At 62.4% G+C, this 12,664-nt stretch carries 13 protein-coding genes; 5 read left to right on the top strand and 8 right to left on the bottom strand.

Annotation, left to right across the window (positions count from 1 at the left end):
• Nucleotides 1–286 precede the first annotated feature (286 nt).
• The 3 genes from FXN63_RS22420 to FXN63_RS22410 all read left to right on the top strand — a co-directional run bounded on the left by FXN63_RS22420 (nt 287) and on the right by FXN63_RS22410 (nt 4,413).
• Nucleotides 287–706, top strand: coding sequence for a type III secretion system chaperone (locus FXN63_RS22420; RefSeq protein ID WP_246164944.1), 420 nt, complete (start codon nt 287–289; stop codon nt 704–706).
• 244 nt (nt 707–950) lie between these two features.
• On the top strand, nt 951–1,415 hold the full coding sequence (locus FXN63_RS22415) for a type III secretion system chaperone (RefSeq protein ID WP_187394990.1): 465 nt from the start codon (nt 951–953) through the stop codon (nt 1,413–1,415).
• Nucleotides 1,416–1,509: 94 nt separating this feature from the next.
• Entirely contained in the window at nt 1,510–4,413 is a 2,904-nt protein-coding gene (locus FXN63_RS22410; protein ID WP_148817699.1) for a hypothetical protein, read from the top strand.
• A gap of 96 nt (nt 4,414–4,509) precedes the next feature.
• Here FXN63_RS22410 and FXN63_RS22405 read toward each other — a convergent pair whose 3' ends face one another.
• The 8 genes from FXN63_RS22405 to sctW all read right to left on the bottom strand — a co-directional run bounded on the left by FXN63_RS22405 (nt 4,510) and on the right by sctW (nt 10,966).
• Nucleotides 4,510–4,776 (bottom strand): EscF/YscF/HrpA family type III secretion system needle major subunit, encoded by a 267-nt coding sequence (locus FXN63_RS22405; protein ID WP_148817697.1) that lies wholly within the window; start codon nt 4,774–4,776, stop codon nt 4,510–4,512.
• Nucleotides 4,777–4,786: 10 nt separating this feature from the next.
• Entirely contained in the window at nt 4,787–5,050 is a 264-nt protein-coding gene (locus FXN63_RS22400) for an EscE/YscE/SsaE family type III secretion system needle protein co-chaperone (RefSeq protein ID WP_187394989.1), read from the bottom strand.
• A gap of 61 nt (nt 5,051–5,111) precedes the next feature.
• The gene (gene sctD, locus FXN63_RS22395) at nt 5,112–6,518 is read right to left on the bottom strand and encodes a type III secretion system inner membrane ring subunit SctD (protein WP_148817693.1); all 1,407 of its coding nucleotides are present in this window, start codon (nt 6,516–6,518) and stop codon (nt 5,112–5,114) included.
• A complete protein-coding gene (gene sctV, locus FXN63_RS22390; RefSeq protein WP_148817691.1) occupies nt 6,515–8,608 on the bottom strand; it encodes a type III secretion system export apparatus subunit SctV in 2,094 nt (697 codons plus the stop codon). Before sctV ends, sctD begins: the two co-directional genes overlap by 4 nt.
• 7 nt (nt 8,609–8,615) lie before the next feature.
• Entirely contained in the window at nt 8,616–9,005 is a 390-nt protein-coding gene (sctY, locus tag FXN63_RS22385; protein ID WP_246164943.1) for a type III secretion apparatus assembly chaperone SctY, read from the bottom strand.
• A gap of 7 nt (nt 9,006–9,012) precedes the next feature.
• Nucleotides 9,013–9,411 (bottom strand): type III secretion apparatus assembly protein SctX, encoded by a 399-nt coding sequence (gene sctX, locus FXN63_RS22380; protein ID WP_148817689.1) that lies wholly within the window; start codon nt 9,409–9,411, stop codon nt 9,013–9,015.
• Between the two features lie 14 nt (nt 9,412–9,425).
• The gene (locus tag FXN63_RS22375; protein ID WP_148817687.1) at nt 9,426–9,803 is read right to left on the bottom strand and encodes a type III secretion system chaperone family protein; all 378 of its coding nucleotides are present in this window, start codon (nt 9,801–9,803) and stop codon (nt 9,426–9,428) included.
• On the bottom strand, nt 9,800–10,966 hold the full coding sequence (gene sctW / locus FXN63_RS22370) for a type III secretion system gatekeeper subunit SctW (RefSeq protein ID WP_246164942.1): 1,167 nt from the start codon (nt 10,964–10,966) through the stop codon (nt 9,800–9,802). The genes FXN63_RS22375 and sctW overlap by 4 nt, the downstream gene beginning before the upstream one ends.
• A 120-nt stretch (nt 10,967–11,086) precedes the next feature.
• Here sctW and FXN63_RS26830 point away from each other — a divergent pair, with 120 nt between their 5' ends.
• Entirely contained in the window at nt 11,087–11,821 is a 735-nt protein-coding gene (locus tag FXN63_RS26830) for a hypothetical protein (protein WP_187395263.1), read from the top strand.
• Nucleotides 11,822–11,976: 155 nt separating this feature from the next.
• Nucleotides 11,977–12,603 carry a hypothetical protein gene (locus tag FXN63_RS22360; protein WP_148817686.1) on the top strand — a complete coding sequence of 209 codons (627 nt, stop codon included), beginning with the start codon at nt 11,977–11,979 and terminating at the stop codon, nt 12,601–12,603.
• The last annotated feature ends 61 nt before the right edge of the window (nt 12,604–12,664 follow it).

The raw sequence follows: 12,664 nt of genomic DNA, 5'->3' as shown, positions 1-12,664 counted from the left end.
TAAGCGGCCAGCAATATGGCCTTTCTACAATAGTGCTTGCCTGAGCGGTCGAAGGTGTGGATACTGCGGCGGCTTGTCTAGACCGCTTGGCGCACGAAGGGGCTTAAACTGGCGATGCAGGGTCGTTTGCGCAAAGGTTTTCCGGTTCCGGAGATATCTTTTGCGCAGCATGAGTTCCGCAGAATCAAGCCTGATATCAGGTACGGTGATTGGCAGCCCCGCCCCGGGGTGTTCGCAAAGGAAAATTCGATGTCAGGATGGGCGGTGGACAATGTCTGAGGCAGCGATGCGCATCATCGCCGACCTGGGGCAAGCGCTGGGGATGCCGAGCCTGGCGGCGCACAACAACGTCTGCGAGCTGGCCATCGACGGTCGCCATCGCGTGCAGCTGATCGTGGTCGGCAGCCGCCGGCAGTTGCTCATGTCTTGCGCAGTCGGCCCCACCGCCATCGAAGGACGCCACGCGGAACTGATGGCGCAATCGAACTTCATGCAGGCAGGTGGTGGCGTGGTGCTGTGCACCGCTCCCGATGGCCGTGCGCACGTGCAACTGGCTGTGCCCTTCGAGCATGCCGGCCCGTCCAACCTGATTTCCGCGCTGGAATCGCTGTTGTCGCAGATCGATATCTGGGACGAACGGCTCAACCGTGCCGAGACACGCGGCCGGCCGCCCGGGCCGCCTGCGTTTTTCATGCAGCCGGTTTAGTAAAGCGGGAGTAGCTGGCCGGGCTGTCTGACTGCCTGGTTACATCCTGCCAAACCGGTCTGTACTTGACCGGTGCCCGCCAGACTCAGCACTGCCCGGGCTTTCCCCCGCTTGATCGTCCCCACAAACGAAATATTTCCTCCGCCCCAGGAACTGACGGCTTGCGGCCGTTACCAACCTGCGTGGCCTGGATGTCCGGCCGCCGGCATTGACGCCGACCTGCCCTGACATGGAGCCCCCCGTAATGGATATTTCCAGCCTTATTGCCTTGTTCGGCGAACAAGCCGGCACCCCGCTTGCCTTGAACCAGGGCGGCACGCTGGCGCTCGCCTTCGACAACGACCTGACGGTCAACCTGGAACACGACGCGTCGCAAGACGTGCTGCACTTGTATGTGATCGTGGGTCAGGAACCGGCTGATTACGATGCGCGTCCGGCGTTCTACCGTGAATTGCTGGTTGCCAACGTCTTCGGCCATGACACGGGCGGTGCCTCGCTGGGCATCGATGACGTCAGCGGCGAAGTGTTGTTGACCCTGCGCCTGCCTTTGGTCAGTGCAGAAGTCGGCACCCTGCGCGACGCGGTGCAATCCGTGGTTGAAACCGCAAACGCCTGGCGTGAGCGCCTGGCCGCACCGACCCGTGCGGTGCCTGCCGCGGCAAATGCCCCCTACATCAGCACGATGGCGAGTTTCGACTTCCGCGCCTGATCGGCTGCGGCACGGGCGCTCGTCGCGCCAGCTGCATTGCCGCAGCACCATCGCTCCAGCACATTACGCACGCTTCACGCTCTTGGAGAGCAGGATGACCATCAGTATTGGTGCCGGCCAGGTCAAACAGGCCGTCAGCACGAATTTCCAGGATGCCCCGCTGGGTCGCATCGGCAACCTCGCCTTTGTCGGCAAACCGGGGGCAACGCCGCGCGCACCGTCGCCAAACCTGCTCCAGCGCATCGGTGCCAAGATCGACGCCATCATTACCTACATCAAGGCTTCGCCGCAGCAACGCGCCGCCCAGCAGGTGGTGAGCAACGCTCGCAAACTGAGCGCCGACACCGGTGCGCTGCTGGGCGCATTCACTGGTGTGCAGGGGGACGCTGGCGCCCATGGCAAGGCGGCCAGCGCGCTGGCCGGTCTGCTGCAGCATGCCGCGCCGCTGGCCCAAGCCGGCAGATCGACGACCAGCACCGTGATCGCGCCTGCACTGACCCGGCACCTGGATCAACTCAAGCCTGTCGACCTGGATGCCTTGCGCGCCGGTCCCTTGGCAAATGAGCACTCGCGCCAGCTTGTGCTCGACAAGCTCGATCCGGCTCAGCGTCCAGCTGCCGCTGCCGTCATGGATCAAATTGCAACGGCCGTGGAAAAACAGACCGCCATCCAAGCCACTGCGCGGCCCGTCGCTGCCATCGGTGCACTCTTCACCGCGGCGGCAAAGGCTGGCGGAGCAATCGATGTGCAGGCCATGGATGCGGCGCTCGAACAATTGAGCGCCAGCGCCGGTCTGTTGAAACGAGACGGGCAGACCCTGCACCATGTCTTTGCGCCGAGCATGGAGCGCATGAGCGACGCCGATCTCAGTACGCTGTCGAAAGGCTTGTCGCACAAGACGCCTGGCGCTGGTGGTCAGACGCCTTACGACGCGCTGCTTGCCGCATCCGATGCCCGTGGGCCCGATGCAGTCCATGCCGGGGCACGCCAGGAAGCGCTGGACGGATTGCAGGCTGCCGTGGCCCAAGAGATCACCAAGCGACTGGATCACGCGGTCATTGCCGCATCGACTCCCTTGCAGGTCAAGTTGATGGATCGCAGCGCCGATGTGCGCCCGGACGCCATCGTGCAACTGGGATATGCCTTGGGCGACAAGGCTGGCGCGCTGGGTGCATCGGAGCTGGCCGCGTTTTCCGGTCGTGACGTCGTGACGGCCTTGACCGCACGTGCCCTGACCGACCTGCCCGATGCACTGCTTGACCGGCTGCTCGGTGGTGCCGATGCGCAATCCCTGGCACGTGCCCAGGCCGGCATCGCCGGCTTGCCCGAACCGCGTCAGACCGCCTTGCGAGCCGCTGTCGAGATGGCCCACGAGAATCGGATCGGCACCCTGACCGCACAGGTCGACCAGGTACACGGTGAACTTGAGACGGCAGTGACGAAGGGCGATCGCGGCGCAATCACCCTCAAACTGCAAGAGCTTGCCGGCGCTGTGGATCAACTGCGGCTATTCGGCACTGCGATGGGACACCCCATCGCCGATACGACCCAAGCAGCGCTACGCGACATCGTCAGTCGCGCGCTCGCGCCGCTGCGTGCCGACAGTAACTCCACCGGGCCGCTGTCGGAAGCCAGCCTGGCTGGTCTGACCAAACACGAGTTCGGCAACCTTCGACAAGCCAGGGGCGAGCTTGGCGCTTACGGACTTGGTTTCGACCGTCCCGGCGTTACGGCACAGCTCGCCGCGCGCACGCTCGACAGCACCACCCGCGCCGAGCAGGCTGCCACGCAGTTGCTGCATACCCTGGCTGATCCCCGGACGTCCGCCGCCGATGTGGTCAGACAGGTCCGCCAGCTGTCCAGCGAAACCGCTGCCACGCTGACCACCCTGACTACCTTGGGTGAGGAAATTGGCGCAGACGACATCGGGCGGGTGGCTGCGTCGGTCGTCGGGAATGCGCTGACCGCATTCAGGGCCGAAGCCGGCGAAGGAGCCGCTGCGCAACTCGCCACGATCCTCGAACGCTACGACGAGCACATCGGTCCGCTGAGCGAAGCGCTGCCCATGATGCGCAACGCCGCCGCCAGCCTAGTCCGCGAAGAGGGTGATCCGGACAGCGACGCGATCCGTCAGACCTTGGGCGTGCTTGGTACTGGATCGTTCCTGATGCAAGCCTTGCGCCAGGATATCGAGGCCGCATCGCCCCAGGCCGACCGGGTGCCTTACGAGTTCGGAATACGCGACGTTGCCTTGTCGCCCGAGATGCAATCGGCGGTGGCTGGCGAGTTCGGCCTGCGCCTGGATGCAGGGGTGGAGACGGCTGACGCCACTCTGTCGGTGACTCAGCGAGCAGCATTGGACAGTCTGCTGACTGAAACGCCGACAAGCAAGCTGCCCGTCATCTTGACGGTACCCGTGAACGGGGTGCCCACCGACTTCTCGGTCAGTCGCAGTTTTGAACTCGATGCATTCCAGCGACACGGCGTCTCGTTCACCGTCTCCGGTCGCGGGCCAGACGGGCAATTGGTCCAGGCCAGCTCCTTGCGCCCAGGTATTCCCGCGCAAGACCGGCCGGCTGCGATGGGAGAAAGTCTGCACGCCTTGCAGCAGGTCGCAGGTGAGGCACTGACGCCGCTGACCGAGTACATGCACCAGCAACTGTCCGCCGGCTTGTTGATGGGCCTGGTCGGGATGGAGACCGACTCGCCGATCCGCCTGCCTTCCGGTGAGACGTTCGAACCGGGTGGCCAGGGCACGATGAACTTCGACATCGAACGCCTGCCCGAGGGCCGTCTGATGGCAACGGTCACCGTGGCCTACAACAACCTGTCGTCAGGCTTCACCTTGGGTGCCGACGGCGAGCGTTCCGGCGTGATGCTTGATCCGGGCAAGTCTCGTGTCGAAGCGCAGTTCTCGATCAACATCTCGGACGACGGCAGGGTCTTCGAAATGCGTGATCCGCTGCACTTGCGATATACGCTGACGCCGACCCCCTGACGGCTTGCGCGTCAGACGGCAAAACGCCCCGACCGGTATCGACCGGTCGGGGCGTTTTGTCTTCTTGCTTGCGTCGGGCCAAGCCCGACACGGCAATCAGCTTGCCTTCTGAATCACACCCTTCAGCGAGTCACCGATCTGCTTGGTGATCGTGCTCTGGATTTCGATCATCATCGACCACTGCTGAACCTGCTGCTGCATCATCAGCATGTCGGCTTGCGAGATGTTGCCGTCAGCAGCGGCACCCAGGGTGGCGATGGTGCTTTGCAGCTTGGTTTCCTGCGTGCGGATACCTTCGTAGACGGTGTTGTTGACGTTGTTGAAGTTGAGTCCGGCGGAGCCGGTAAGTCCGTTCAATGCCATGAGTCGGCTCCTAGCGTGAAAAAAGGGAAGCAGGTGGGCGGGCAGCAGGCGCGTCGACCACGACGCGCGCGCTCAGTACTTCATACGCAGCCCGGGCCGCATCGGCTGCAGCCTGCGCATCTAAAAATTTTTCCCGGGACAGGCCGCGTGCAATCGCCTGGCGCAGGTTGGTTTCCAACTGTGCAAGACGTGCCAGCAGGTCTTGGCGCAACGCCGGGCCGTCGGGTCCGGCAAGCTGTTGTTCCAGATCGGTCAAAGAAAGCGGTGCTGACATGATGTGGACTATAGGCAGGGGCAATTGGTTCGACAATCCGAACCCGACCATTGGTCAGGTGTCATCGTGCCACCACGGCGGCGTGTGGCTGGTCGAACACAATCCGTCCGGCCTCGATGCTGGCCAGTCGATAACGTTTATACGTGCCGCCAGGCACCAGCTTGCTGCCATCGCCCAGCACCAGGAAGGGCTGCGGGCCGCCGACCACGCTCTGGATGCGGAACGGTACTGTCGTTGCCACTGGCGGCGCAGCCGCGGCGGCGACCACGGCAGCGGCTTGTGGCGGCAGGGCGGGCAAGGCGACGATGTTCATGAAACGCGGGTTGAAGCGTTCGATCATCTCGCGCAGGCGCGCCAGTTGCACGGGCGTCAGGCCTTCCGTGCTGGCTTCCAGACGGTCGGTCTGCCACATCAGTCTGACCTGAGTCAGCCCGGCGTTTTCCAGCTGGGCATACAAGGTATCGCTGACTTGCTGCGCCAGCACGATGCGCATGCCGTCGACGTTGATGCCGGGCAACTGGCTGCGCAGCATGGTCAAGGCGCGTTCGCGTTGCGCGGCATCGCTGGCCACGCCACTGACGGCCAGGCTGCCGTCGGCCCCCATGCTGGCTGCATATCTATAGCTGTACGGGCGCAGCAATGCCTGGGCGCTGTCGGCGACTTCCTCGCGGTTGTTCACGCGCATGGCAGGCATGGGCCAGATGCGGGCCAGCGCACCGGCGACCCGGTCTTGCTCGGCGCGATCGCGTACCCAGCCTGTGACGGTCACCACGCCACCTGCCCCGCGACTGACCTGAAGCGCCGGACGCATGCCCAGACTATCCAGTGCTTTTTCGATCGCGGCGACGGATTGTTCAAGCGCGGCTGCCCGCGGGTCGACGGTGGCAACCTTTGCCTGGGGCTGGTTGGGCAGCAAGGCTACCCCCAGGGCGACAGCAATCGCCAGTACCATCAGCAACAAGGCCAGCGGCACCAGCAAGCGACCACGGCGACGCGGCGGTGGCGTGGCGGCCTCGGTTGCCGTGCCGGTGGCGGCAAGAATGGCCGGGTCCACGGGTTTGCCGGCCAGGTCTTGCGGGGTAGCAGGCGAGGGGGCTTCGGTCTGGGGGGCTGAGGTTTCGTTGGCCTGTTCAGTGCCCATGATGCCGGCAGCCACGGCAGCCGATGCCGTGGCGGATACCGCAACCGGCACGACTGGCCACGGATCGTCGGGGCGCGACACCGTTACCCATACATCGCCCAGCTGCACAGGCTGGCTCAGCGACAGATCAGGTGCGGCGTCGGCATCGTTGGCGGCCAGGCTCCACTTCTCGCCGCTTACGCGCAGATGCGCACTGCGCGGCACACCTGCATCGCTCAGGACGATGTCGCCTGCGGCATCGCTGCCCACCCGGGCGTCAGCCTCGATGGCACAGCGGGCGTCTGCATGGACGCCCGACAGGACACGGAATTCGTGTCGCGCACTCATAGGTCAATCCGTGCCAGCGGCTGCACATTGATTTCCTGGGTCAGCTCCTGGTAAGACAGCACCGGCAGCTCGTACAGGTCTTGCTCGATCATCTTGCGCAGGTAACGGCGGATGTCCATCGAGGTCAGCAAGACCGGCGCACGGCTGGCCGCGCTCAGGTCGCCCACGCTGCGCTTGATGTTTTCCACCAGTTTCTTGCCGATGGCCGGGTCCAGCGCCAGATAACTGCCCGCAGACGTCTGGCGGATGGCACCGCGCACGGTTTCTTCCACGTTCGGTGCCAGCAGGTAGGCGGGCAGCATGTTCTGGCCGCTTGAATACTTGTAGCTGATGTGGCGTTTCAGCGAAATGCGCACGTACTCGGTCAGCAAGACCGAATCTTTTTCCTTCTGGCCCCACTCGATCAGCGCTTCCAGCACCGAACGCAGGTTGCGCACGGAAATGTCTTCCGACACCAGACGCTGCATGATTTCGGCGATCTTCTGCACCGGCATCACGCGCAAGGCTTCCTTCACCAAGTCGGGGAAGCGATCTTCCATTGCGGTCAGCAGGAAACGCGCTTCCTGGATGCCGATGAATTCCGATGAATACTTTTTCAGCACGAAGGCCAGGTGCCAGGTCAGCACCTGGTTGGCGTCCAGGTAGGGAATGCCTGCACCGGCCAGCGCCGGAGCCATGGCTGCATCGACCCAGATCGTGGGAATGCTGGGCAGGAAGCGTGCGCCGGTTTCATACGGAATCTGCAGCGCCTGCAGGTTCTGTTCGGAATCGCGCACCAGCACGAAGCCCGGGCGCAGGCGTCCTTGTGACACCGGCACTTCCGACAGCAGGATGTTGTAGCTTTCTTCCGGCAAGGAATCATTGAAACGCAGCTGAATCCCGGGGAAGGGCACACCCAGGTCGAAATAAAGCGCGCGGCGAATCTTCAACAGCTCTTCGTTCAGATCTTCTGCGTCGAAAGTCTTCTGCAAGCTGGCAGCCACGTCCATCATCAAGGGCAGCGTGGGCGCAAATTCCGCGCTGCCGTCGGTCTTGGGCTTCGGAGGCGGCTTGCCGTCTGCTTGCAGCGCAGGCATCTCGGTGATTTCGCCGGTTTTTTCGTTCACGACTTTGCGCATGCCGCGTTGCAGCACAAAGCCGATGACGCCCACGACGGCGGCCAGCGAGAAGAACACCATGAACGGCATGCCCGGAATCAGGCCCATGCCGATGGCAATGGCGGCTGCGATCAGCAGCGCACGCGGCTGCGCCAGAATCTGCGCGCCGATGTCCTTACCCACGTTGGACGGACCGTCGCCGGTCTGCACCCGGGTCACGATCAGGCCCGCACAAATGGCGATGAACAGTGCCGGAATCTGCGCAATCAGGCCGTCACCGATGGTCAGAATCGAATACACCTGCACGGCGTCGCCCGCCGTCATGCCTTTCTGCATGGTGCCGATCAGAATGCCGCCCAGCAGGTTCACCGCCACGATGATCAGGCCGGCAATCGCGTCGCCCTTCACGAACTTCATGGCACCGTCCATGGCACCGTAAAGCTGGCTTTCCTTTTCGACAATGCCGCGCCGCGCGCGCGCCTGTTCCATGTCGATGGTACCGGCGCGCATGTCGGCGTCGATCGACATCTGCTTGCCCGGCATGGCGTCCAGCGAGAAGCGTGCTGCCACTTCGGCCACCCGTTCCGCGCCCTTGGTGATCACCACGAACTGCACAATGGTCAGGATCAGGAACACCACCAGGCCAACGATCAGGTTGCCGCCCACCACGAAGTTGCCGAAGGTCTCGATGATGTGACCGGCATCGCCATCCAGCAGAATCAGCCGCGTGGTCGCAATCGAAATACCCAGACGAAATAGCGTGGTGACCAGCAGCACCGACGGGAAAGACGAGAACGCAAGTGGCGAAGGCAGATACATGGCCACCATCAGCAGAATCGCCGACAGGGTCATGTTCACGCCGATCAGGATGTCGACCAGGATGGTCGGCAGCGGCAGAATCATCATGAAGATGATCCCGACGATCAGCACCGCCAATACGATGTCGTTGCGGCTTGTGACGACCGCAACGGCGCGGTTCAGGGTTCGTTGCATGTGGGCGTCAGCGGGTCGTAGAGGTCTGGGCTGCACCGCCGGCGGCTGCCGCGGCATCGGAATTCAGGTCTTGCGGGCGCAGCGCCACGTAGGCGCGCATGGCGGCGGTGGCTTCGTCACGACGGTCCAGCGCCAGTAATGTCTGGGCGCGGATCAGGTGGAAGACGGCATCGACCGCCCCGGACATGGCCAGGCCGTCCAGCGTGGCAAGGGCGGATTGCGGTTTGCCGGCGCGCACCTGGGCAAGCGCCAGGGTGGTGCGTGCACGCACATCGGCTTGCCCCAAGGCATCGAGCGCCGCCAGCAATACGCTGCATTTCTCGGGTCGGTCGTTTTCCAGATAGATGTAAGCCAGCAGCGACATCAACTGACGGGCGTCTTCGGACAGCTTGGTCACCGGCAGTTCATCCCTGATAAAGCGCGTTGCGGTACATCGACACCAGGTCCCGCAGGCCGGTTTCGTCTTTCAATTGCCGAACCGCCCGATTCAGCACCTTGGCGTCTTCGCTGCCGCCGGCAGCCGCTTCGGTCAAGGTGGCCAAGGCTTCGTTCAAGGTGGCCGCGAAGGTCGTAGGCGTCAGCAATTCAGGATTGCTTGCCGGCGGGCGCAGCGCATCGGCCAGAAAAGCCGACAGATTGGGTTTGTCGAGCAACTGCGACAGCTGCGCCTTCACCCCCTCGCCCGGGGGCATCAGCCCCTGCTGGCGTTCCGGAAGAGATTGTGGCGCGGTTTCCTTCAAGGCATACGAGATACTGTCGATGCCGCGGTCGAAATGCAGTGAGTTGTTGCCGATCGTAGACATGGCGCGCTCCGGGGTCAGGCGTCTTGCAGCGCGACAAGCCAGCGCGTCAGGTAATCGACGGTCTGCTGAAGACGCAGGACGGTGAAATCCCGCTCGGGGATGCGAATCAGGCTGATCAGGCTGCGTTCGCCACGCTCGTCGCGCGTGGCAATCTGCACCGGCACTTCGCCGTGGCGAGAGAAATGCGCGTGTTTGAAGGCCTGCTGCAAGGTTGCGCTTGCATCGTAGCCAAGTGGCTGCGTCACATAGATCAGGACTTCATCGCTGCCTTGTTCCACCGCCAGCAAACGACCTGAACTGGTCTTGAGCGTGGCTGCGCCGCGCACATCGAAACGCAATCCGGAAATGCCGATCTGTTCGCCGTAGGCGTTCAGCGTCTGTTCGATACTCATTGTTCTTCTTCCTGGTCGATCGCAAGATCGAGCGCTTCCTGGGATGCGCCAAGAATGGACTGGCGCGTGTCGGTGTCGGGGTAAATCTGGACCGGCAGGTCACGCATCATGTGCTTGACGCCAGTCAGGAAAGGAATGCGCGCATCCAGCTCGCGCACGTTCTGCGAATCGGCAATGCCAGTGAAGCGCGAGGCCGATACCCAGCGTTCGCCGGTGACCGAGACCAGGTCGCGCATCAATTTGGTGCTGTCCAGCGGTGCCCCGCCACGCGCCTGATGCGTGGCCGACAGCTCGGCGCAGCCATCCAGCACGGTGACGGCAACCTCTAATTGATATAGATCCTGAATCAGCGATTGCAGGCGTGCGCTGTCGGTCGACGGTTTGGTTGCGGCCAGATCCGCGCCCAGCGCCTGGATCAACTGCTTGACGCCACGTCCCACGTCTTTTTCGCCAAATCGTTCAATAGCCAGATTCAGCGTCTTGGACAGCGAGTTCTCGCCCAGCACCACGTCGCGGTAGGTACGCTGGAAATCCGCCACGCCCGCGGCGTCGGCCCCAAAGGCCCCTGCGGTGCGCAGCGAATTGATCCCGGCGCGAATTTCCGGGCCGCTTTCCATCTCCATGTCGGCAATGGCGTCGCGAAGGCCTTCCAGCACGTCTACCGATGCGCCTTCCTGCTCGCCTTTCTGCAAGGCGTACTGCAAGGCCAGGTATTGCTGGGAGATGTCCTCGAACGCCTTGCCCGCCTGTTCGCGCGGGTTTCCCTTGCCTTCCAGCAGGTGCTTGGTCAGTTCGCTGAGCTTGGCCTGGGCGTCGGCGTCGTGCGTTTCGTCCAGCAGGTCTTCGATTTCGGCCGCATCCAGCACCTGCAAGGGCCGGTCGGACTTCACCGTGCGTTCGGCGTGGGTCTTTTCCTCGGTCTTTTCCGCCATATGCAGGCTCAGTTCTTCGGCCGAATCTGCCAGCGAGAACTCACCCTCTACGTGCACCACGGCTTCGCCCAGCGCCAGACCGGCCTGTTGACCCATGGTCTGGCCCGCCCCGGCCTGCATCGAGGTCTGAGCGTAGGAGGCAATGTTAGTACCGGCGTCTATGCGATTCATGGGCGTAGGGGAGTGGATCTGGGTCGGGAAATCCGGCTTGCCAGTGGTAGTAACAAGCAAGTGGCAAAAGTTCCATTTGATCTCGCAACTTCGCACACGCAGACGACGTAACGGGTTTTCTCTGCGCTTGTTACATTTCGAGCAGGGAACCGGCTACGGTGGTTTGTCACTCACCCTGCAATGGCGGCGATTGCCATCAACAATCGCCATCGACAATCGCGCAAACCTATAGTCAGTACAGGTCTTGGCCTGACAGGAGCAAAGAAAATGAGCATCGACAGTCTCGGCGGCGCAGCAGGCATCAATCTGCAGAATCTGCAGTCCATGGACCTGGAAACGGCGCTGATGATGGTGCAGAGTGAGCGCACCAAGCTGCTCGACAGCCAGTTGCAGACCCAGATCCAGGAAGTGCAGAACCGTAACGCGCTGGTTGCCAAGCTCAATACCGTATTGAATGGGCTGAATGCCTATGCGGCCAAGTGCGGGACAGACGCCAAGTCGACGGCCAGCGGCTGGGACGCGAACGCTGTCAAGGACATCGAAGTTCCGCTCAATGATGCGATGCGCGACGCGGGTATCACAGATCTTGGTTTCACTGGCAACGGCCAGCGTTCTGTCCTCAATGCGGACGGTACCAAGCAGCCGGTCGCTACCGTCAGTGGTACCAACCATCTGCGCGGCAGCGAGATCACCTCGGGTGGAAACATCATGAACGGCGGTACGACCAAGGGCCAGATCGACGCCGCCATCACCAAGGTCAAGGGCCAGATCGATGCGTTGGGCAACACGCAGCAGATGGACATGCTCCGCTTGCAAAGCATGTCGAACAAGCGCAATGAAGCCTTCGACGTGATGACGAATTTCGTGAAAAAGATGCAGGAAAGCCGCTCGTCCATCATCGGCAATATGCGCTGAGAACGCCCGCAGCCGCGCGGGTTTCAAGCAGACGGAACCTACGCCATGGTTTTGTCACTCACCCTGCAATGGCGGCGATTGCCATCAACAATCGCCATCAACAATCGCGCAAACCTACAGTCAGTACAGGTCTTAGCCTGACAGGAGCAAAGAAAATGAGCATCGATAGTCTTGGCGGCGCAGCAGGCATCAATCTGCAGAATCTGCAGTCCATGGACCTGGAAACGGCGCTGATGATGGTGCAAAGCGAGCGCACCAAGCTGCTCGACAGCCAGTTGCAGACCCAGATCCAGGAAGTGCAGAACCGCAACGAAATGGTCTCCAAGCTGAACAATGTGGTGAACGCGCTGAATGCGTCGATCGGGCAGATCAGCGGAACGGGACCGAACGATGTTGCTTCAGCCTGGCCCTCGGAAAGAGCAGGCAATGCCGAGGTTCCGCTGAACGACGCCATTGCGGCGGCGGGCATCACGGACCTCGGCTTCACGGCGGGAGCCGGTGTTCGCCACGTCATCGGTGCTGATGGCAAGCCAACGTCTGCCACCCAGATCGTCAGGAACAATCCCGCGATCATGAGCGCGCCGTCCACGCCGCGCAGCCAGCTGGAAGCCGCAGTGACAAAAGTGAAGGGCATGATCGACGCACTGGGCAACACACAGCAGATGGACATGCTTCGCCTGCAAAGCCTGTCGAACAAGCGCAACGAAGCCTTTGACGTGATGACGAATTTCGTGAAAAAGATGCAGGAAAGCCGCTCTTCGATCATCGGCAACATGCGTTGATGGCTGGCCGCCACTGTTACATCTTTCCGATGGAACCGCCAGCCCTGGTTTGACACTTACC

Source organism: Pigmentiphaga aceris, assembly GCF_008119665.1.
In the GTDB taxonomy this organism is placed as follows: Bacteria; Pseudomonadota; Gammaproteobacteria; order Burkholderiales; family Burkholderiaceae_B; genus Pigmentiphaga; species Pigmentiphaga aceris.
Note: the sequence above shows the minus strand (reverse complement) of the source record. Positions and strands in the feature narration are given on the sequence as shown.

Excerpts from the sequence above, each read along its gene's own strand:
- FXN63_RS22405 (WP_148817697.1), bottom strand. The coding sequence starts at position 4,776 with ATGGCATTGAACGGACTTACCGGCTCCGCCGGACTCAACTTCAACAAC.
- FXN63_RS22410 (WP_148817699.1), top strand. The coding sequence starts at position 1,510 with ATGACCATCAGTATTGGTGCCGGCCAGGTCAAACAGGCCGTCAGCACG.
- sctV (WP_148817691.1), bottom strand. The coding sequence starts at position 8,608 with ATGCAACGAACCCTGAACCGCGCCGTTGCGGTCGTCACAAGCCGCAAC.
- FXN63_RS22375 (WP_148817687.1), bottom strand. The coding sequence starts at position 9,803 with ATGAGTATCGAACAGACGCTGAACGCCTACGGCGAACAGATCGGCATT.
- FXN63_RS22415 (WP_187394990.1), top strand. The coding sequence starts at position 951 with ATGGATATTTCCAGCCTTATTGCCTTGTTCGGCGAACAAGCCGGCACC.
- sctD (WP_148817693.1), bottom strand. The coding sequence starts at position 6,518 with ATGAGTGCGCGACACGAATTCCGTGTCCTGTCGGGCGTCCATGCAGAC.
- FXN63_RS22420 (WP_246164944.1), top strand. The coding sequence starts at position 287 with ATGCGCATCATCGCCGACCTGGGGCAAGCGCTGGGGATGCCGAGCCTG.
- FXN63_RS26830 (WP_187395263.1), top strand. The coding sequence starts at position 11,087 with ATGGCGGCGATTGCCATCAACAATCGCCATCGACAATCGCGCAAACCT.
- sctX (WP_148817689.1), bottom strand. The coding sequence starts at position 9,411 with ATGTCTACGATCGGCAACAACTCACTGCATTTCGACCGCGGCATCGAC.
- FXN63_RS22400 (WP_187394989.1), bottom strand. The coding sequence starts at position 5,050 with ATGTCAGCACCGCTTTCTTTGACCGATCTGGAACAACAGCTTGCCGGA.
- FXN63_RS22360 (WP_148817686.1), top strand. The coding sequence starts at position 11,977 with ATGAGCATCGATAGTCTTGGCGGCGCAGCAGGCATCAATCTGCAGAAT.